A 21,078-nucleotide genomic window follows, 5' to 3' on the forward strand; every position below is an offset into this window, starting at 1 on the left:
CCCTTTTATCGCTCATTCGCAGAATCAACTTTCAGCAGCACCAGCCATGCTACGAACAGGCAAAAACTCGCCATAATGATCGGCAGGTTGATGTTCAGGGAAACAATAAGCCCCCCGATAATTGGAGGGATGGCTAGGGCCACGGATTGAAGGCTTTGGTTCACCCCCATGATCTCCCCTTGTTTCCCGGGTGGTATGCGATTAGAGATCATTGCCAGCAGGTTCGGCTGGTTCATTCCCTGAAACAGCGACATAAAGGGCAGGATGAAATACAGCAGCTTATCATTTGACGGCAAAAGCAGCAAGATAAACACAATGCTGAGTCCCAGGGTGCTGACCCTGAGGATGTGAACCGGTTTGAAGAATTTGGAAACCAGCCGCAACACACCCCCCTGCGTGAGGGCGATCCAAATACCTATGTAGGCGAAAAGCTCCCCGATATCGGATTGCCGGTAGGAAAATTTCTCGAAGAGGAACACCTGGAAAAACTGCGTGAAAAAGGTAAAACCAAACGTAGCCAGGAATACGATCCAGAGCAGCTTTTGCACTCCCACAAGCTGCAATGCATTTCTCAGGTTTCGGATCCCCATAAAAATTCTCAGCCGTTTCTTTACGGGTTCTTTTAGTGTTTCCGGAAAGAGCCACACCACTAGCAGGCAGTTGGCAGCCAGCAAAGCGGTAGCAAACCAGAAAGGCGTGGCAAAATTGAACCACCACACGATCAAAGGGTCAGAGAGGACACCACCCAGAAAAGGCCCAATAATAAATCCCATCCCAAAAGCCATTCCCACCAGCCCAAAGTTGCGCGATTTACTTTTGTTATCACTAATATCGGCAATGGCGCTGTTGATGACGGCAATATTCCCTCCTGTGATACCATCTATGATGCGGCCCACAAACAGCATCCACAAATTTTGCTGATGAATGCCGATGGCGAACAGGGCATATCCGGCCATGCTGCCAACCAGCGCCAGGAGGAGGATTCTTTTCCTGCCATGATGGTCTGATAAAGCTCCGAGCAAAGGGGCTCCAAAAAACTGGGCAATGGGATAAGAAGCAACCAAAATACCCAGAAGTAGCGTGCGGTCTCCAAAGCTGTAGTGGAGGGGAAGAAAAGGTTCGGCTTTGCTGAGAAAGAGTGGGGCAAGCACAGGAATGACGATCCCTACACCCAGCAAGTTGAGGAAAACTGTGATAAATATGATGAGCAATAGTCCTTTGCGGGTGCGCTCCTTCGCCATAACATCTTTATGGAATATTTAAAAAAAGGCTGCGAAAATAGCGATCCTGCTATCTGATATTGCCGCACAGATAATGATTTACCTTAGTTTACAATTATACATCTGTTTTTTTAAATGTAAATAATCAATTATGGTGATTAACTTATGTTTACGATATGAGACTCCAGTTAAACTGGTCTTTTTCCTGACGTTTCAGATACCTGTGCAGAACCTGATGAGCCGGGGCTTCCAGTGCCGGATCGGTTTCCATAATCTGCAGAGCCGTGTGCCGGGCCAACTGGAGTATCTTCTGATCTTTCGCCAGGTCCGCTACCCGAAAATCCATCATTCCGCTTTGCTTCGTACCGGCCATATCGCCCGGGCCGCGCAATTGTAAATCGGTTTCTGCGATCTCGAAACCGTTATTGGTGCGAACCATGGTATCAAGGCGCAGGCGGGATTCCCGGCTCAGTTTATAGCCCGAAGCCAGAAAACAGTATGACTGCTCTGCTCCACGCCCCACCCGCCCCCTGAGCTGGTGCAACTGTGAGAGGCCAAACCGTTCTGCATTTTCTATCACCATCACTGTAGCGTTGGGTACGTCCACGCCTACTTCAATTACGGTGGTGGCTACCATTATCTGCGTTTCCCCCTTTTTAAACCGCTGCATTTCAAACTCCTTTTCCGCTGATTTCTGCCGTCCGTGTACGATGCTCACCTGATATTCAGGTCGGGGAAATTCGCGGATAATCATTTCATACCCGTCCATCAGGTTGGCATAGTCCATTTTCTCTGATTCCTCAATCAGGGGATAAACAATGTAAACCTGGCGTCCTTCCTTTATTTTTTGTTTCAGGAAATTTAATAACCGGAGTCGTTTTCCCTCCGTAATATGACGGGTAATAATTTCCTTCCTGCCTGGTGGCAGTTCATCAATCACCGAGGTGTCCAGATCACCATAAAATGTCATAGCCAGGGTTCGCGGAATGGGCGTAGCGGTCATTACCAAAACGTGGGGCGGAACCTCATTTTTCGTCCACATAGCTGCCCGCTGGGCTACACCAAACCGATGCTGCTCATCAATCACCACCAATGCCAGATCTTTAAACCGCACCGTTTCCTGTAGCAGGGCGTGCGTGCCGGCAAGCACGTTTACTTCTCCGGCCTGAAGGGCCTTGTGCAGTTCTTTTCGTTCAGCCGCTGGCGTGGAGCCGGTAAGCAGTTTGATGGTGAGGTTCAGGCCTGTGGACATCGCTGTGAGGGTGTTGTAATGCTGTGATGCAAGAATTTCAGTAGGGGCAATTAATGCGGCCTGTTTACAATTGTCAATAGCTATTAACATAGACATAAAGGCGACAATGGTTTTTCCGCTTCCCACATCGCCCTGCAGCAGGCGGTTCATTTGGCGCCCGCTTTTTACATCGGCCCGTATTTCTTTGAGCACCCGTTTTTGTGCTCCGGTGAGCTGAAACGGCAACAACTCCTCGTAAAACCGGGAAAAGTAGCTGCCCACCTTTTTCAGTATTTGGCCGGGGAAATTTTGCTGGCGCAACTGCTTGCTCCTGAGCAACTGTAGCTGTACGTAGAAAAGTTCTTCAAACTTGAGGCGGCTGCGCGACCGCTCCATTTTATCCGCATCTTCAGGGAAATGGATTTGCCGGAAGGCTTCCTGCCGGGGCATAAGCTTGTACTTTTCCAGCATGGCTGAGGGCAGGTTTTCCTGTATATAAGGAATGGCATCCGCCACCAGGGTCTTCTGAAGTTTTTCCAGGCCTTTGCTGTCGAGGCCTCTCGCGCGTAATTTTTCTGTCGTATTGTATACCGGCTGCAGGTTCAGCGATTTTCCCGGCTGCGGTTTTGGTTCGGAGAGCAGGTCCATCTCCGGGTGGACAATATTCCACCGGTTGTTGAACTGTGATGGCCTGCCAAAAACCAAATATCGCTGCCCCTCTTTCAGGTATTCCTGTACCCACCTGATTTTCTGAAACCAGACGAGTTCGATGGTTCCGCTGCTATCTTCCAGCTTGGCCGTAAGGCGCATACCGCGTTTCTGTCCCTGTATCCGGATGTTCTTCACTATCCCGGATAGCTGGATAAAAGGGAGATCCGTATTAAGATCTGATATTTTGTAGACCTGCGTCCGGTCTATGTAGCGGAATGGAAAATGCAGCAACAGGTCTCCGAAAGTGAAAATCTTCAGTTCTTTTTGAAGGAGGGCTTCTTTTGCGGGGCCTACGCCTTTTAAAAAACCGATCTTCTTGCTCAGGAAATTCTCTTGTGCCATTGGCGTTGCAAGTTATGGTGAAGCCTTCGTTGATGCCGGTTTCCAGAGCTGGATTTTCTTGGCGATTTAAAATATGTTTCAATAAATGGTTTTCGGTTTATAATGGGTGTGAACAGAAATCTTCTTTCCTGTAAAACTTTCATTCCCGTTAGATTTTTAGTTTTGCCATAACTACTGCCTGAATTTTAAAGGCTTTCCATTTTGACTTAAAAATTTTTAACCATCCCTGATTATGCGACTCATTATTTTTCCGGTTCTCCTCTTTCTCGGCTTTTCATTGGTCTTCGCTTCCTGTTCCAAAAAAGGGAAGCAGCAGAATGATGTACCGGTTGGTAAGATCACCGTAGCCGAGCTGGCCAACAGCAACCGGCACAGTTGGTTTCGCGAAGAATATAAAAGCTATTCCCCCGATTCACTGACCATCGAATGGTTGCTTGTTCGCAATAAAAACATCAGCGTGGATATATTTATGGGCACCTGGTGCGAGGATACCCATCAGCAACTTCCCCGTTTTATCAAGGTACTTGACAAGGCCGATGTTCCTTCGCAGGGAATTACCATGTATGCCCTGGACAAAAAAAAGCAGGGCATTGGCGAAATCACTGCCCAAAACCGCGTGGAGTATGTGCCTACTTTTATTATCTATTATAAGGGCCGGGAAGCTGGACGAATTGTGGAGCATCCGAAAACCACGATTGAGGAGGATATGAAAGATATGCTTCAAAATGCAGGGTTTTAAATACGGCTATCCAAAATCAATTTCGTATAACCTGAGCGCAGTGGTTTAGATTGTCTAATTTTGGCCTTCAGTTTTAAACAACCTTTTGCATGAGCCAAGTAGTAACCGTCCTGATCATTGCCGTGGCCGTATTGGTCGGGATTCTCCTCTTTTTTTACTTCGTCCCCATTAATCTGTGGATCACTGCAGTTTTCTCCGGAGTTCAGATCAGCATCAAGGACCTGATCTTTATGCGCATCCGGAAGGTACCGCCTTCCATTATTGTCAACGCGCTGATCACTTCCAATAAAGCCGGACTGAACATGACTGCCAACGATCTTGAGACACACTTTCTGGCCGGGGGTCATGTGAACAATGTGATCCGTGCATTGATCTCAGCCGACAAAGCGAATATCCCACTGGATTTTCAATCCGCGGCAGCGATAGACCTGGCCGGGCGGGACGTATTCGAGGCGGTACAGCTATCCGTAAATCCGCGCGTGATCAATACGCCTCCCGTTGCCGCAGTAGCGAAAGACGGGATTCAGCTTATTGCAAAAGCCCGCGTTACGGTCCGGGCCAATATCAAACAGTTGGTGGGGGGTGCTGGCGAAGAAACCATCCTGGCCCGTGTGGGTGAAGGTATTGTAACTTCCATCGGATCGGCTACCAACCATAAAGCCGTGCTCGAAAATCCTGACAGCATATCCAAAGTGGTGCTTTCCAAAGGGCTTGATGCGGGAACCGCTTTTGAGATCCTTTCCATAGATATTGCCGATGTGGATGTGGGAAAGAATATTGGAGCCGAACTGCAAATGGACCAGGCGAATGCAGACAAAAATATTGCGCAGGCCAAAGCGGAAGAACGCAGGGCCATGGCAGTAGCCGAAGAGCAGGAACAACGCGCCAAGTCGCAACAAGCCCGTGTGAAGGTAATTGAGGCAGAAGCTGAAATACCGCAGGCAATGGCTGAGGCTTTCAGAAAAGGCCAGCTCGGCATCATGGATTATTACCGAATGAGAAACATTGAGTCGGATTCAGATATGCGTGACTCCATCGCCAAAGGTGCTGATAAAGGCAAAAAGCCTGATCAGAAGTAGCAGCCGTAGATGATTTTGTATTTCTGAGGAATATTTATTTCCAGGGTCATTTACACTCAAATTAGTTGTGTTTGCCGGTTATCCGTACCCTATCGGAGAATACTAAGGCCCTTGTGGTCCACCATACTCCACTTCCACCTTCAGGTAGGCGGGATGCACTCATCAAAAGGCAGACGAATAGATTTACATTGCTTATTTTACAGAATAGCATTTCATTTCCAACTGATAATAACTATTTGGCCCGTTCCAGATACCGGCACCTGTTGCAGGATAATGGAATCCTTCAGGATTCCACCTCCCGTCCTGTGCAGGAGATTTAAGATTAAAAAAACCTTTCTGCTTCTTCCGGTCTTTGAGAATTGAATGGATCGCAATAATCATGACGGATAAAAGAGAAATTGAGAACCAGGAGTGGATTCAATCGCTGAAATGGGTAACAGAGCATGAAGGCAGGGAAAGAGCACAGGAACTCCTTACGCTGCTGCAAAATATTGCAGACAAAGCCCCGGCATCGCAGGCGCTGATTACCACGCCCTACGTCAATACCATTCCGCCCAGCGAAGAGGTTGCTTATCCCGGAAATCTCAAAATCGAACAAAAGCTGCTTGGCCTGGTGCGCTGGAACGCTATGGCGATGGTGGTGCGGGCCAATCGCCAGGCGGAGGGAATTGGTGGCCACATTTCCACATACGCATCTTTTGCCACCTGTTTCGAGACGGGCTTTCATCATTTCTTTAAAGGCGGAACAGAAGCTGACATGGTATATTTCCAGGGCCATGCTGCTCCCGGAATATATGCCCGTTCCTTTATGGAAGGCAGGCTCAGCGAAAAGGATATGGACAATTTCAGGCGGGAGCTGAAACCCGAAGGTGGGCTGCCCTCCTATCCGCATCCGATGTTGATGCCGGAATACTGGCGCTTTCCCACTGTTTCCATGGGCCTGGGGGCGATAGAAGCCATTTACCAGGCACGGTTCAACCGGTATCTTCATCACCGGAAAATCAAGGATACGAGCGGGTGCAACGTATGGGTATTTTTGGGTGATGGCGAAATGGATGAACCTGAATCTACCGGGGCGCTGACTTTAGCTGCCCGTGAAAAACTGGACAACCTGATTTTTGTCATCAACTGCAACCTCCAGCGCCTGGATGGACCGGTGCGTGGCAATGGAAAGGTAATCCAGGAACTGGAAAGCCTGTTTCGCGGGGCAGGATGGCAGGTTATCAAAGTATTATGGAGCAGTGCCTGGGACAAGCTTTTTGCAAAAGATACAGATGGAGCACTCCGGGAAGCGCTGGCAGACTTGGTTGACGGCCAGTTGCAGCACTTTGCCTTCGCTGGCGGCAAGTACATGCGGGAACATTTTTTTTCTAAAAATGAAAAGCTGAAAGCCCTGGTTGCTGACACGAGTGATGAGGAACTCGATGCCCTGCATTGGGGCGGGCATGATCCTGAAAAGGTATTCAACGCCTTTAAACGGGCGGTGGAGCATACCGGGCAACCCGTGGTCGTGCTGGCGCAAACGGTAAAAGGATTTGGCCAGGGTGCATCAGCAGGCGAGGCCAGCAACATCAGCCACAAAACCACGATGATGGATGATTCCCAATTAAGAGATTTCAGGGATTTTTTCCACATAGACGTGGCGGATGAGAATCTTACCGAAATTCCCCTGATCCGTCCTGATAAAAACAGTGAGGAAGGACGATACCTTCTGTCGCAGCGAAAATCTCTTGGCGGATTTCTTCCGGAAAGAAATCCCAGGGGTCCGGAATTCAGGCCCCCGGCAACTGAATTATTTGAAGAATTTTATAAAGGAAGCGGAGATTCAGAAATTCCTACCACCAAAGTCATCGTGCAGTTGCTGCAGAAACTGCTCAGCGATGAAGCCACCAAAGATGCCATTGTTCCTATTGTACCCGATGAATCGCGCACTTTCGGGATGGATTCGCTCTTCCGGACGGCAGGCATTTACGCTTCGCAAGGACAGCAATATGATCCGGTAGATAAAGATAACCTCTTGTTTTACAATGAATCAAAGGAGGGTGTTCTGATTGAAGAAGGCATTACAGAAGCCGGAGCCATGAGCACATTTATCGCAGCAGCCACCGCTTATTCTAACCACGGAATTAATATGATCCCTTTTTTCGTGTTTTATTCCATGTTCGGCTTTCAACGGATTGGCGACCTGATCTGGGCAGCAGCCGATGCCCGTTCAAGAGGATTTCTGGTGGGCGGCATTTCCGGCCGCACCACCCTGGCTGGCGAGGGCCTGCAACACCTGGATGGACAAAGCCATGTGTACGCTCTGTCGGTTCCCGGACTGATGGCCTATGATCCTGCATTTGCTTATGAACTCACAGTTATAGTGCAGGATGGGATCCGGAGAATGTATTCAGAACAGGAAGACATCATGTACTACCTTACGGTGATGAACGAAGCTTACCGCCAGCCACAAATGCCGGAAGGTAGCCGGGATGGTATTCTTCGCGGAATGTACCGGTTCCGGAAATCCAGCCGTAGCAATGGCCGGAAAGTCCACCTGCTTGGCAGCGGAGCCATTTTACCGGAAACCATAACAGCAGCCGAAAAGCTGGAAGAACATTATGATGTAGCGGCCGACATCTGGAGCGTAACAAGTTGGAAAGCGTTGTATGACGATGCACGAGCACAGGAAGATTCAACATTATTTTCCGGAAAAAAGGGGGCCGGAAAAAGCTACATCCACGAATGCTTTGATGGAGAAGAGGGCGTGATCGTAGCGGCTACAGATTATCTGAAGGCGCTGCCGCAAAGTGTTGCGCATCATTTTCCACTTCGGTTTATTGCATTGGGCACGGATGGCTTTGGGCGCAGTGATACCATTTCAGCCCTCCGCAACTTCTTCCGGGTGGATGCGAAACACATTATGGTAGCCGCACTATCAGGCCTGGCCGCTGAGGGCAAAATGGAGAAGAAGGAAGTCGAAAAAATTGCCGGGGAACTAGGCGTGCGTGAATAAGGTATTCTTGCGCATTTAAGACTTTTGTATTCAATTTTAATTTTTATCCTAATTCTTTTCCATGGAATTCCGCCAGGCTTTGAATCCATAAGTAGCGAACCCAAGATAAAGCACATTGAGCAGGCATAGCAACAAATAGCCTTTGTAGTAAAACAGCCCCACATACACCAGGTCTACGGCCAGCCAAACAATCCAGTTCTCAATTTTCTTTTGTGCCTGCAGCCAGGTACCGATAATGCTGAAAACGGTTGTCCCCGCGTCCCAGTACGGTACATCCGTTGGAATAAAATGTTGCGGATCCCATCCAAAAAAGTTAAAGACAATCCGCAGATGATCGAGCAGATATCCCACGCCAATAGTTGCTGCCGTACCAATTCCCAAAAGCAGCCAGCGCATTTTATTCGTGAGAAAAGTGACAGGCAATGCGGTATTTTTTACCCCGCCATATTTCCATAAATACCATCCATACATGCTGATGGAAAAGTAGAATACCTGTAAAGGCATTTCAGCGTAAAGCTGTGCGCGATAAGCAAGTATAAAATAAGCAGATACGCCAATCATGCTGATCGGCCAGGCAAGCGCTACCTGCCGGGTGGCAAGAAACACATAAGCTGTGAGGGAAATAAAAGCAACCCATTCTATAAGGGTAACTTCCGAAATGGCCGCAACCAGATCCCGGAAAAGAGACAAGAGCATAGGATGCAAAGATATGGCTGCGGGAAAATTGCTTTCTTCGTCAATTATATAAGGTGACTAAATCAATCATGAAAATCGGAATAATAAGCGACACGCACAGCTATCTTGATGAGCGGATCCTGCACCATCTTTCAGGGTGTGATGAAATCTGGCATGCCGGAGATTTCGGTTCAGTGGCAGTGAGCGACCGGCTTGAGAAACTGGCCCCGGTAGTGGGCGTATTTGGCAATATTGACGGACAGGATATACGCAAAAAGCACCCTGAGCATGAGCGGATGATGCGCGAAGGAATGAGTGTTTGGATGACGCACATCGGAGGGTATCCGGGCCGCTACAATTCTAAACTGCTGCATGAATTGAATACTGATCCGCCTGATTTATTCATTAGCGGGCACTCGCATATTCTGAAGATTGTGCCGGATAAAAAACGCAGGCTGCTCCATATTAATCCCGGAGCAGCAGGAAGAAGCGGTTTCCATAAAGTCAGAACGCTGGTTTTGATGGAACTTTTACAGGGCAAGGTCGCGGAGTTGAAAGTAGTGGAACTCGGCCCCCGCACCGCTCAGGCCGGCTAAAGTTTTAGCGTAAAAGCGTCACAGTCCCGGTATAACTGTAATTATTATGAAATGCATCCGTCACCTTCACCACGTAGAGATAAACGTCCTCTCCAACCGGCTCTCCGCTGTAAGTGCCGTTCCAGCCATTGTCGGGATCATTGGTTTCATAAAGCAATTCTCCCCAGCGGTTGTAAACCTGCAAAACAAAAGATTCAATGCCAAAAACCCGGATCCGGAATGTTTCATTCGCTGAAGGCCCCGAGAGATTGGGTGAAAAAACATTGGGCACAAATACCAGCACTTCCGGTAATACAACTGCGGTCTGTTGTGCCGTATCCGAACATCCGTTGTCATTGGTTACGATCATCCGGACGTGGTACTGTCCGGTATCACTATAGGCATAAACCGGGTGCTGTTCCTGCGAGGTTCCTCCATCAGCCTTCGTAAAATCATCAAAAAACCATTTATATGATGCATTGATGGTTTTACTGCTTTTATCATTAAATGAAAATTCCGGCAAATCAATCGTGGTTATTTCTGGCGTAATACTGAAGGCCGCATCCGGCACAAGCAATACCTCAATATATTGATGCATAGTAACTTCATTCTTACAGGATTTATCACTTTGTACCCAAAGCTTTACGTCATACAGTCCGGCTTCTTCAAACGTATGCATCGGAGATTGTGAAGAATCAGAATTTCCGTCACCAAACTCCCAGGCGTATGCAGCAATTGATCCTTCGGCTATGGTGGTTCTATCCGAAAATTTCACGGTAAGCGGACTGCAGCCACGGAGGGTATCAGCAATAAAATCCGGTTTAGGCGTAGGATGCATTTCCACGCGCGCGGAGTCAAAAACCGTTTCACACACGTTGTTCGCAACCGACAGACTACTCAGCTTAATATCGAAATAACCCATGTTTTGATCATTCGTACCAGGAGTATACCCGGTCTCTAAACCATTCATATCGCTAAAAACGCCATCTCCAAGTGTAATCCAGGAAATGCCGGCCGCCCCGGTATAACTGGCATTCAGCTTAAATTCTGCATCCTTGCAAAGCACAGGTGTACCGGATATATTGACTACAGGAAGTTCCTGCACATTGAGATTTACGGAATCCTCATTTATACATCCATAATTATCGGTAAAAATATAATTGAGATAAAAATTCCCGGCTCCGGCTATTCCGGGATCGAATTGTGATCCGCTGACTCCGGGGCCGGTCCATGTACCGTTTCCGGGAGAAGAAGACGCCCCGTTCAGAACTACCGGATCACCATTTACACAGACCTTCGATATTGCAGCCGAAACTGTTACCTGCGGCAAAGGATTCACGGTGATTGTGGTGGAATCAATGACCACACATCCGCCTGCACCCTGGAATTCATATTTAATGACAAAGGTTCCCGCAACTGCCGGTATAAAATTCTGACCCGAAACATGCAGGCCACTGAAGATTCCCCCCGAGGGTGTTGCTGAAAGCGGAATGGCAGGTGCTCCTATGCACACGTCAGCCGGTTTGTTGATTTTTGGGTCAGGACTCTGATACACTGTGATGTACAAGGTATCCTTGTTTGTACAGTTGTTCAGGTCATTCAGCGTATAGATGAGTTGATGTGTTCCCGGACCTGCAACTGCAGGATCGAACTGATATTGAATTCCATTAACCAATACACCATTTCCGCTCCAGGTGCCACCGGCCGGTTGGGCCGCGAGGATTGACGGCAGATCATGTGTACACAAAGTATAATCAAGGGGTAAGTTAATTTCCGGAAGCGGATGCACAGTGATTTGGACAGAATCATAATTGGTACAGCCGGTGGAAGGTGCTGTGTATTGGTACACAAGCCAATGTGTTCCCGGTCCTGCAACCGAGGGACTATAGGATGTTCCCATTACTCCGGTGCCGCTCCAGATTCCGGGAACAGGACTGGCAAGTGAAGAAAGGGGAATCGTTGAACCATTCACGCATCTGGAGGGGGGAGTTCCGAACGAAATGGCAGGCAGGTTGTGTACCTTCACTGTCACTGTATCCATGCTTTCACAGATGACGCCCCCAATATTCTGGCGAACCAACACGCGATAGGTGGTGGTAATCAAAGGATTAACCTGCGTCTCACGATCCTTTCCTACAAGTACATCCGGGCTACCGATCTTATACCAGAAATATTGATAATTAAGTTCATTGACAGAGAGCGTAGCCGTATCTCCTATACAAATTTCAGTAGGTGTGGCAATGGCGTTCACTTCCGGATTTACAATAAACCTGATCGTATCAGTATTTGAGCATCCTATTGAATCGCTCACTTTCAGCTCATAAATCCCTGAGTCAGTCAGGCTGATGTTCAACACTGTATCCACCAAAGTATTTGCACTCAAATTGGTCCAGCGATAGGTCAGCAGACTGTCCAGTGTGTCCCTGAGGTTAAGTACCGGCTTAATCAGGAAACTATCTCCACCACATATCCGCTGATCAGGTCCTGCATCTACATCCGGGATGAGTTTGGCCTTAAAAACAACAGAGTCCTGATTATAGCAACCTATAGTGTCCTTAATGCTTAGGGTAAACATAGTGTCTTTTATAAGCTGGAATGCAATGCTGCCGGTAGTGGCGCCATTGCTCCATAAAAAGCTGTCAGCCTCCCCGGGCTGGATCACAGGATTGATCTGGATAATTTCTTTTTCACAAAGTACAGTGTCCGGGCCGAGGTCAAGCGTGGTAAATTCGGGAACATCCAGTGTGTCATGATAGGTCCTGTTACAGCCAATAGCGGTTATCGTCAGGGAATAAGGCAGCTTTCCATATTGTTGGAACTGATGGTTGAAGGATTTTCGATCAGCGTACATTCCCCCCACGCCTCTCCATTCAACCAAAGCTGAAAGAGGCGTAGTGCTGGCAGAAAACGAATAATTACCACAGCCGTTTGCGGTTATCGTATCCGTAGCTTTCGGAAGGGGTTTCACTAGAATTCTGTAGGAACGAATAGTTGTGGCTCTCACCGGGCAGGCATCATCCTGAACCTGTACGGTAAAGAAGTATGGAACCGAACTGGCATCCGACTCTTTGGGCGTCCAGCAGAAAGTCCCTGTCGGGAGTCGCCCGCCCGAAGTGGTAAATGTGGCACCGGGAATACCACCGTTCCATGACATGCTAACGGTATCAGTATTATCCTGATCATCCGAATGAACTGTAAAGCAAAGCTGGCTGCCTGCACATACCTCAACATTGAAAACAGGTTTATTATCCATGCCTGAAACTACCGGAGCATTGTTGGCCGGGCAATTCAAAACAATAATCTGAATATCCCGCCTTGTTTCACCGATTTTCACACCATTCCGGTATTCTTCCACCTTCATGGCAAAAACCGTTTGCTGTGCCACCATGGGTTTGAACATCAGGTCGCCTGTTGCTGAATCGAGGTGAAATCCCCTGCATTGGGGTGGGTTAAACGGAAGGCTCGCATTGGGAAATCCCAGAAAATATATAGGTTTATCGTAGGAATATGGGGATGTATAATTGCCGGCCGAACCATTGTTGAGGAGAGGTGGAGCAAACGAATATACCAGTGAATCGCCATCATCATCCACTACACCCTGGTTGTAAATAAAACACTGACCGGCACAGAGGACGGCCAGCGGAGGATTGGTAAACCGGGGCGAACTGTTGCAGGGTTGTGCGCATTTATTCAGATTGGCATTTACATAAAAGCTGCCGTTGGCAAGCCCCGTGGTAATGGTAAGATTCCGGCAGCAGGAGGACCATGAGAGCGTATAGTTGCAACAGGTATCCGGCAGGTGGACAATAGTAGTAAAAAGATATACCTGAATTCCATAAGGAAAACTGCAACTGGAATTGGTACACCGTGTACAACTGCTTTTGCAAACCGGTGTAATGTCAGCGCCCACAGTCAGCGTGGTGGATACCGACTTCGTACCGCATGGCGAAGTGATCTGAAGATTTGGGATCTGACAAGGAGGAACTTCGCAGCCATTGCAATCGCGGTACATGGTGATGGTAACCAGAAAGCTATCATTGCCAACACACTTATATGTGATATCCGAACCCATGATATGATCCGCCCGGACAGGAGTCTGCCAGCCACATAATGTGAGAATTAATAGTGAGAGGAAGTATATTCTCCGCATGTTAAAAATTTGATTGGACCGCCTTTACGTACAAAGGAAGGAACATATTAAGTAAGTCACTTCCCGTAAACAAATCTCTGTAAAATAAGATTCACATCAGTGGAAATACCAGAATACCATAAAGACTATTTATTAAAATATATTTACAATACAGTATTGGTAGCCAATTAACCTTTATTGATACCTGAAATCGCAAAGTATTACAAATGAACATAAATGTACTGATAATTGTCCATAATGCGATCAAAATCTATGTAAAGGCAGGGAGCAACAGGTACTCAGGAAGTTTCTTATCTTTAAGATAGTGGTAAGATTTGCACCAAATCATCTTGCAACACAGATGAGAGTAAGGGAAACAATAAATTTTATAAAAAATCTTACAAGAAATTTGGTTCTATTTCAAAGATAGTTTAGTTTTGAATCGAAATACTTTATGAAGGTTTGAGATAGTAAAAAGGTATTTTAACTAACGATAAAATAATTCGGGCAAATGGCAATCTTAAAAGTTGTAGAATTTCAGGCTGAATCAACCAAGAGTTTTGATGATGCCACTAACAAGGCGATAGTGGAAGCCGGCAAAACAGGCCGCACCATTCGCTCGGTCTACATCACAGATTCACAAGCCAATGCCGCTGACGATAAAGTCACCTTTTATAAGGTTAGTACTAAAGTTACCCTTGAGGGGGATTGAGGGGTTTGCTGGTTCAAAAAGTGCCCGGCCTTTGGGCCGGGTGCTTTTTGATATTTTAATCCCTCTATAAATTCTCCTCTCCTCATCTGAAGGCCATTCCGTCCTTCTACGCCCTATTTCCTTTAAATTTGAAGCCTCTAAGCGTATCTTTATGGGGCACCATCATTCCCACCCGCAGCCGGAGAAAAACCTTCGTCTGGCCTTTTTTCTGAACCTGGGCTTTACAATCCTTGAAATTGCGGGCGGCCTTTATACCAACAGCATCGCTATTCTCTCCGATGCACTCCACGATCTTGGAGACAGCATAGCCTTGGGTATTTCCTACTTTCTGGAACGTAAATCCAAAAAGGGGGGGGACAGCAAATACTCCTTCGGTTATAGAAGATTCTCTCTTTTAGGAGCACTCCTCAACAGCATCTTGCTATTGGTGGGTGCGGGCATCGTACTCTGGCATGCCGTTCCCCGCATTTTTAATCCACAGCCTACTAAGGTGGAGGGCATGATAATTCTCGCTCTTATTGGCATTGCTGTCAATGGATTTGCTTTTCTGAAACTCAGGAAAACCAGTAGCTTAAATATGAAAGCAGCAGCCCTTCATCTGCTCGAAGATGTGATGGGCTGGATGGCCGTCCTGGTTGTCAGTATTGTCCTTCTTTTCTGGAAAGCTTTTGTACTGGACGCCCTACTCTCTATTGGCATTACGCTGTTTATCCTGTACAACGTGGTCCGCAATCTCCGGCATACTTTAAAAATATTTCTTCAGGGTGTGCCTGAGCATTTGGATATCCGGCAGATTGAAAACATAATTAATAGTATTCCGAAGGTAATTTCCACGCACCACACGCATATCTGGACAATGGATGGAGAACACCATATTCTCACAAGCCATATTGTGGTAGCGGATGGAACGAGCAAGGAAGATGTATTTCGGATCAAAGAAAAAACGCGCGAGGCGATGACCCAATTAAAAATTGATCATCTCACCCTTGAAGTGGAATTTCCTGAGGAAGACTGCCTAATGAGGGAGGAGCACTGCGGGGAAGCGCATTCACATTAATAGGTGGTAAATACCATTTTCTTGGTTTGCCGCACTTTTCCATCTACAACGAGCGAGTACAGGTAGCTGCCCTGAATCCCGTCTCCATGCCGGTACTGCACTTCATTCATTCCTTCATGCAGTTCCAATGAAATCCGTTTTAATACCCGGCCATTTTGATCGGTGATCTGTACATGGGCGTCATTATATTGCACCGGTCTGTTTACCAGTACCGTAATGTAAGTGGATTCGTCAAAAGGATTTGGCCGGTTTTGCAACAACTCAATCTCCTGTTGTGGCTTTTCCGGATTTTCGCCTATATTGTTGCCGATGGTAAAACGCTCACCTGAAAACAGGCTCTCTACCCCTTTATCATCTATAGAGGCAACGCTTACAAAATATTTATCTGCAGGATACGCCATAGGGATGGTCTCTTCAAGCCCGTTCATTGTGTAAACGCTGTCCCAGTCATTCGTTTCAGATCTGACACCCACGCGGTATTGAGCATATTGTTTCTGTTTCGTTATTTTAATGGTCAGAACATTTTCACTTGCATTGGTCAGGTCAAAATCCGGTGTTTCCGGACCCATGGCGATCATGGCTGCCGCCACACCATTGATTGTCGCATTTCTAGCGAGATACCGGAAACTCACGTAAAAGCTATCAAGTATTCCATCCATGTCGGTATCCACGCCCAGAACGTCACGGGTACTGTGTTGCCGGTCATGGTAAGCCGAGTCGGCACTGGCATCGCCATGCTCATTTGCGGCCGTAAATCTCACTGCCGCAATATTGCTGTTGCTGAACGGAATATGATCTCCTCCCCTGCCTGTTCGATCCACCGGACTCATAATTTGAATTTCCATCGGTACATCCACCAACGGTTTCAGTTGCTCCTGATATTCCAGCTTTACAAAACGCGCTAGTCCTTTGTCATCTGAATTATACCCGCCATGAGAAAAGATCCGGACATGCGTACTATCTACATTTCCAGGTCCGGGGCAGCCGGGTGGCGAAGCCGTTTCTCCACAGAGAATCCCTCCTATTACGTCATTATTCAGCACTGCTTTCAGCGCTATCTGTTTTTCTAGCACGTAATTCAGAAAGGCCTGCGCACCGATCAAGCCCTGCTCCTCGCCAGTAGTAGCCATAAAAACGATGGTATTCCGGAAGGTGAATTTTCCCATCACGCGCGCTAGTTCCATTACCAGGGCAGTCCCACTGCCATTATCTTCTGCACCACCCGCAAAGCATGAAGTATCGCATCGTTCTTCGCAGCGGCTGTCTATGTGCCCTTCTATCAGGATAAGCGGTGCTGCAGGATCCGTTCCCGGTAATATCGAAAGCACATTTTTATGCTGGCCTACTCCGCAGATGTCAATATCAAACTGAAGGAATGAGGTCACCAGCCGATTTTCATTTTGGCTCCGGAACCCATTAAATTTCGACAATACCCATCTGCGGGCAGCGCCTATTCCCTCTACATCCGAAAGGGTATCAGAGGCCGAATGGCGGGTGTCAAAACTTACGAGAACCTCCAGATATCTTTTCAGAGAATCCGGAGATATTTCCCGGTTCAGCGCTTCCGAGATCAGGTCAGGATCGGTGATGGCATGGGAGGAGGCATAGTGTGCCGGATCATAGTTGCCAAGCATTACCTGCTCTGCAACAGGGTTGGTCGTAAAAATATTGGATTGGGAATTGGCCCTGGAAATCATCAAAACAAAAAACAGGGAAAGCAGCAGTGAATATTTCATAGCGGTATGTTATTGAATCTTTCAAAGCTACAAAACCCCGCACATCCTGCGAATGAAAATTATGACTCCGGAAGAACGTTACTTCAGGCGCTCAGGCGTGTTTCCACCTGTGGCGCGACAAGATGCTCTTTCCTGCCCAACTCACGCAGAAAGCGGGTATGGGAGCCAATAGCGCCTAAAAAGGAAGGATTGTGAATGTAAGGCAGGCCAAATTCCTTCGCTGTGTTTTCCACGATCCGAGAAAGATCTTTGTAATGGACGTGACAAATCCGGGGAAACAGGTGATGCTCTATCTGGAAATTCAATCCACCACAGAAGAAGGTGGCTAAAAAACTGTTGTTGGCAAAATTTGCCGTGGTATACATCTGATGCACCGCCCAGGAATTCTCTATTCGCCCTTTTTCATCCGGAAGGGGGAAGTCTGTTCCTTCCACCACATGGGCCAATGCAAACACGATAGCCAGAGTTAATCCTTCAAAAACATGCATTACCAAAAAACCGAGCAAAATCTGCCACCACGCAAAATCTATCACCAACAGGGGCACTGCGATATACAGGGCATAATAAAGAAGCTTGAAACCAAACAAATTATAGTACTCCTTGCGGGGCCGGTGGCGGTTATCATAGTTGCCGATCTTAGCCTTAAAAAATTTGACATAATCCTTTGAGAATACCCAGGAAAGAGAGGCCAGCGCATAAAGGGCAAAAACATAGATGTGCTGATATCTGTGTATTTTCCAGAGTTCCTGATGGGGGGACATGCGCAAGATCGGAACTGACTGAATGTCTTCATCATGTCCTTCGATATTAGTGAAAGAGTGATGCACTACGTTGTGCATAATATTCCAGTTATAGGCATTAGCACCGATCAGGTTAAACAGCAGCCCCAGATATTTATTCACCTTTTCGTTTTTTGAGTAGGCACCGTGGATTGCATCATGGCAAATGTTCAGGCCAATAAAAGCAGTAAAAATCCCCAGCACCGACCAAAGAAGAAACATCACCGGCAGGCTGTAATTGGCCAGGATTAACAGTAAATATGAACCTACTGTAACCGAGAGAATAAAAATGGTCTTAAAGATCATGTGGCCATTGGCATTCTTTGATTTGCCTGAAGCGGTGAAATAGTCATCTACCCGCGTTTTCAGGGTGGCGTAGAAATCCTTCTGTTTTGAATTATTGAATTTAATCCTTGTCGTCATTTATTTTGGATTTTGCACTTGCATGGTAATAGAGAACTGCAAAGTTTGGAAAAGAATGGCTATTTGCCAATGGTTGCCTTCAGTTGTTTGCCCGTCTACGCATGAATTCGGCCAGTTGAATGCCGGAGCCAAAAGTATGAAAATGCAATGATTAATTTTGAGCCGATGCCACCAAGCCGACAATCGCAGTTACAACTACAGGATCCTGAGCAGGATGACAGAAACACTTTCTTCGTTAATGTACTGTTACCCTTTGCCCTGCGCAAGACTTTCACCTACCGGGTTCCGTACGAAATGAACAACCAGCTATCACCTGGCAGACGGGTGGTCGTGCAGTTCGGAAAGAAAAAGCTGTTTACAGGCCTCATCGTGGCGATACACCAGATTCCGCCTGTGGATTATACGGCCAAATATCTAATTACCATATTGGATAACTCACCCATAGTGAACGACCGGCAGATCGCATTCTGGCAATGGATGGCCTCCTATTATTGCACTACAGCCGGAGAGATCATGTCGGCAGCGCTTCCTGCCAATATGAAGCTGGCCAGTGAAACGCGCATTATTCCGGATGAAACTTATGAGGGTGATTACGCAGAATTGCCGGACAAGGAATATTTCGTAGCCGAGGCGCTGGAAAAAGAAAAGGAACTGACCATCAGCCAAATATCGGAGATCCTGGATCAGAAAAGCGTAATGCACATCATCAAGCGATTGCTGGATGAAGGGGTGGTTCAGATTAAGGAACAATTGATCAGGACGTATAAGCCAAAGACAGTTTCCTGCGTAAGGCTTGCTCCGGGTCTGGAAGCAGCGGAAAAACAGAAAAAGGTATTTGCAGAGCTAGAAAAAGCGCCTAAACAACTGGAAGTATTCATGAATTTCCTGGTGCTGAAACAGAAGAAAAAACATGTGGAGCAGAAGGTGCTTTTGAAAAATTCAAATACCACTTCCTCAACTCTTAATGCTTTATCAGGTAAAGGTATTCTTGAGGTATATCCGCATCAGGTAGGAAGGGTACTGGATGTGGATGTGGAGCAACACCATCTGGAACTGGCTCCTTTCCAGGAAACTTCACTTTTGGAGATCAAAGCAGCATACAGGGAAAAACAGGTGGTGCTGCTGAAGGGAGTAACCGGCAGCGGAAAAACGCACATTTACGTAAAACTCATCCGCGAAGCAATAGCACAGGGAAAGCAGGCCATGTATATTGTTCCTGAAATTGCGCTCACCACGCAGTTGATCACGCGTTTAAAATCTTTTTTTGGAAAACGCATTGGCATTTATCATTCTAAATTCAGTGATAATGAGCGCGTAGAGATCTGGATGAAATTGCTGAAGAAGGAATATGATGTAGTGCTGGGAGTGCGCTCAGCACTTTTTCTGCCTTTCTCTAACTTAGGAATCGTGGTGGTGGACGAGGAGCATGAAAATACCTATAAGCAGCACGAGCCTTCTCCCCGCTATCATGCCCGCGATTCGGCTATTTATCTGGCTTCGCTTCATCAGGCGAAATGTCTGCTGGGCACGGCCACTCCTTCCTTCGAGAGCTACCATAACGTTAAGATGAAGAAGTATGGCTTCTCTGAAATTAATGCACGGTTCACGGCCATTGAAGCACCGGAAATTGTGCTGGCCGATCTGAAGCAGGAAAAACAGCGGGGCACGATGAAAAGCCATTTCAGTTCGCTGCTGCTGCGCGAAATGCGAACGGTGCTGGAGCAGAAAGAGCAGGTGATCCTGTTTCAGAACAGGCGCGGATATTCTCCCTATCTCGAATGCCAGACTTGTGGATGGGTGCCGCAATGCCGGAACTGCGACATCAGCCTCACCTATCACAAAGCGATAAAGCAGTTGCGCTGCCACTATTGCGGCCATTACCAGCCGGTGCCGGTAAAGTGCAAAGCATGTGGTAATCCATCCATCATGATGAAAGGTTTTGGCACCGAAAAGCTTGAGGATGAACTGGAAATCTATTTTCCGGATGCCCGCATCCTGCGCATGGATCAGGACACCACGCGCAGGAAAAATGCACTGCACAGGATCATTTCACGGTTTGAAAGCGGAGATGCCGACATTCTTGTGGGAACGCAGATGGTAACGAAGGGGCTGGACTTTAAGAACGTGCGGCTGGTAGGAATAATGAGTGCCGACCAGATGCTGAGCTACCCCGACTTCCGGGCTTATGAGCGCAGCTTCCAGCTTATGGCACAGGTAAGCGGCCGGGCCGGCAGGCGCAAAAAACGCGGAAAGGTGGTGGTCCAAACTTTTCAAACGGAGCACCCTATTTTTCAATATTTAATAAAAAATGATTTTGAAGGGTTTTATCAGCAACAGGCAGCGGAGCGAAATATGTATCACTATCCGCCATACTTCCGGCTGATTAAGATTGTGGTGAAAGAAACCGACATTGAGATTGTAAAGACAGGATCGGAGGAATTGGCCAGGCGGCTGCGAAAGCACTTTGCCCACGAGGTGCTGGGTCCGGAATTTCCGCCAGTTGCGCGCATCCGGAATAAATATCAGATGAACATTCTGCTCAAATTCCCAAAGTCAACTTCGGTGGCCAAAGCCAAGGAAACCATTATCCATGAAACGGATGCTTTCAAAAACGAAAAAAAGTTTTCGAAACTACACGTGATAATTGATGTGGATCCGGTGTAGGCTGAGGG

The 21,078-nt window shown here is 47.3% G+C and carries 13 protein-coding genes; 7 read left to right on the plus strand and 6 right to left on the minus strand.

Annotated elements, in window-relative coordinates; translation table 11 throughout:
* Window positions 1-5: 5 nt before the first annotated feature.
* Both WD077_11910 and recG read right to left on the minus strand, forming a co-directional pair.
* A complete protein-coding gene (locus WD077_11910; GenBank protein MEX0967937.1) occupies window positions 6-1,241 on the minus strand; it encodes an MFS transporter in 1,236 nt (411 codons plus the stop codon).
* 148 nt (window positions 1,242-1,389) lie between these two features.
* Entirely contained in the window at window positions 1,390-3,504 is a 2,115-nt protein-coding gene (gene recG, locus WD077_11915) for an ATP-dependent DNA helicase RecG (protein ID MEX0967938.1), read from the minus strand.
* A 232-nt stretch (window positions 3,505-3,736) separates the two neighbouring features.
* Between recG and WD077_11920 the strand changes: the two genes are divergently transcribed.
* The 3 genes from WD077_11920 to aceE all read left to right on the plus strand — a co-directional run bounded on the left by WD077_11920 (window position 3,737) and on the right by aceE (window position 8,320).
* Complete coding sequence (locus WD077_11920) at window positions 3,737-4,243, plus strand: thioredoxin family protein (protein ID MEX0967939.1); 507 nt, start codon at window positions 3,737-3,739, stop codon at window positions 4,241-4,243.
* 89 nt (window positions 4,244-4,332) lie between these two features.
* Window positions 4,333-5,322, plus strand: coding sequence for a flotillin-like protein FloA (gene floA / locus WD077_11925; protein ID MEX0967940.1), 990 nt, complete (start codon window positions 4,333-4,335; stop codon window positions 5,320-5,322).
* Between the two features lie 379 nt (window positions 5,323-5,701).
* Window positions 5,702-8,320, plus strand: a complete 2,619-nt coding sequence (gene aceE, locus WD077_11930; GenBank protein MEX0967941.1) for a pyruvate dehydrogenase (acetyl-transferring), homodimeric type — start codon at window positions 5,702-5,704, stop codon at window positions 8,318-8,320.
* A 48-nt stretch (window positions 8,321-8,368) separates the two neighbouring features.
* Here aceE and pnuC read toward each other — a convergent pair whose 3' ends face one another.
* Window positions 8,369-9,016, minus strand: coding sequence for a nicotinamide riboside transporter PnuC (pnuC, locus tag WD077_11935; GenBank protein MEX0967942.1), 648 nt, complete (start codon window positions 9,014-9,016; stop codon window positions 8,369-8,371).
* A 68-nt stretch (window positions 9,017-9,084) separates the two neighbouring features.
* Here pnuC and WD077_11940 point away from each other — a divergent pair, with 68 nt between their 5' ends.
* Window positions 9,085-9,591, plus strand: coding sequence for a metallophosphoesterase family protein (locus WD077_11940; protein ID MEX0967943.1), 507 nt, complete (start codon window positions 9,085-9,087; stop codon window positions 9,589-9,591).
* Between the two features lie 4 nt (window positions 9,592-9,595).
* Here WD077_11940 and WD077_11945 read toward each other — a convergent pair whose 3' ends face one another.
* Entirely contained in the window at window positions 9,596-13,720 is a 4,125-nt protein-coding gene (locus WD077_11945; protein ID MEX0967944.1) for a PKD domain-containing protein, read from the minus strand.
* Between the two features lie 490 nt (window positions 13,721-14,210).
* Between WD077_11945 and WD077_11950 the strand changes: the two genes are divergently transcribed.
* Both WD077_11950 and WD077_11955 read left to right on the plus strand, forming a co-directional pair.
* Entirely contained in the window at window positions 14,211-14,411 is a 201-nt protein-coding gene (locus tag WD077_11950; GenBank protein ID MEX0967945.1) for a dodecin family protein, read from the plus strand.
* 151 nt (window positions 14,412-14,562) lie between these two features.
* Window positions 14,563-15,468, plus strand: a complete 906-nt coding sequence (locus tag WD077_11955; GenBank protein ID MEX0967946.1) for a cation diffusion facilitator family transporter — start codon at window positions 14,563-14,565, stop codon at window positions 15,466-15,468.
* On the opposite strand, the gene WD077_11960 is transcribed toward WD077_11955, so the two are convergent.
* Both WD077_11960 and WD077_11965 read right to left on the minus strand, forming a co-directional pair.
* Window positions 15,465-17,204, minus strand: coding sequence for a M28 family peptidase (locus WD077_11960; GenBank protein MEX0967947.1), 1,740 nt, complete (start codon window positions 17,202-17,204; stop codon window positions 15,465-15,467). The two genes, WD077_11955 and WD077_11960, sit on opposite strands and share 4 nt — an antisense overlap.
* Window positions 17,205-17,287: 83 nt before the next feature.
* Window positions 17,288-18,406 carry an acyl-CoA desaturase gene (locus tag WD077_11965; GenBank protein ID MEX0967948.1) on the minus strand — a complete coding sequence of 373 codons (1,119 nt, stop codon included), beginning with the start codon at window positions 18,404-18,406 and terminating at the stop codon, window positions 17,288-17,290.
* Between the two features lie 165 nt (window positions 18,407-18,571).
* Between WD077_11965 and priA the strand changes: the two genes are divergently transcribed.
* A complete protein-coding gene (priA, locus tag WD077_11970; protein MEX0967949.1) occupies window positions 18,572-21,070 on the plus strand; it encodes a primosomal protein N' in 2,499 nt (832 codons plus the stop codon).
* The last annotated feature ends 8 nt before the right edge of the window (window positions 21,071-21,078 follow it).

It is taken from the genome of Bacteroidia bacterium (assembly GCA_040880525.1).
In the GTDB taxonomy this organism is placed as follows: domain Bacteria; phylum Bacteroidota; class Bacteroidia; order CAILMK01; family JBBDIG01; genus JBBDIG01.

What these genes read in the sequence shown, in the direction of transcription:
- WD077_11910 (MEX0967937.1), bottom strand. Translation starts at nt 1,241, where the DNA reads ATGGCGAAGGAGCGCACCCGCAAAGGACTATTGCTCATCATATTTATC.
- recG (MEX0967938.1), bottom strand. Translation starts at nt 3,504, where the DNA reads ATGGCACAAGAGAATTTCCTGAGCAAGAAGATCGGTTTTTTAAAAGGC.
- WD077_11920 (MEX0967939.1), top strand. Translation starts at nt 3,737, where the DNA reads ATGCGACTCATTATTTTTCCGGTTCTCCTCTTTCTCGGCTTTTCATTG.
- floA (MEX0967940.1), top strand. Translation starts at nt 4,333, where the DNA reads ATGAGCCAAGTAGTAACCGTCCTGATCATTGCCGTGGCCGTATTGGTC.
- aceE (MEX0967941.1), top strand. Translation starts at nt 5,702, where the DNA reads ATGACGGATAAAAGAGAAATTGAGAACCAGGAGTGGATTCAATCGCTG.
- pnuC (MEX0967942.1), bottom strand. Translation starts at nt 9,016, where the DNA reads ATGCTCTTGTCTCTTTTCCGGGATCTGGTTGCGGCCATTTCGGAAGTT.
- WD077_11940 (MEX0967943.1), top strand. Translation starts at nt 9,085, where the DNA reads ATGAAAATCGGAATAATAAGCGACACGCACAGCTATCTTGATGAGCGG.
- WD077_11945 (MEX0967944.1), bottom strand. Translation starts at nt 13,720, where the DNA reads ATGCGGAGAATATACTTCCTCTCACTATTAATTCTCACATTATGTGGC.
- WD077_11950 (MEX0967945.1), top strand. Translation starts at nt 14,211, where the DNA reads ATGGCAATCTTAAAAGTTGTAGAATTTCAGGCTGAATCAACCAAGAGT.
- WD077_11955 (MEX0967946.1), top strand. Translation starts at nt 14,563, where the DNA reads ATGGGGCACCATCATTCCCACCCGCAGCCGGAGAAAAACCTTCGTCTG.
- WD077_11960 (MEX0967947.1), bottom strand. Translation starts at nt 17,204, where the DNA reads ATGAAATATTCACTGCTGCTTTCCCTGTTTTTTGTTTTGATGATTTCC.
- WD077_11965 (MEX0967948.1), bottom strand. Translation starts at nt 18,406, where the DNA reads ATGACGACAAGGATTAAATTCAATAATTCAAAACAGAAGGATTTCTAC.
- priA (MEX0967949.1), top strand. Translation starts at nt 18,572, where the DNA reads ATGCCACCAAGCCGACAATCGCAGTTACAACTACAGGATCCTGAGCAG.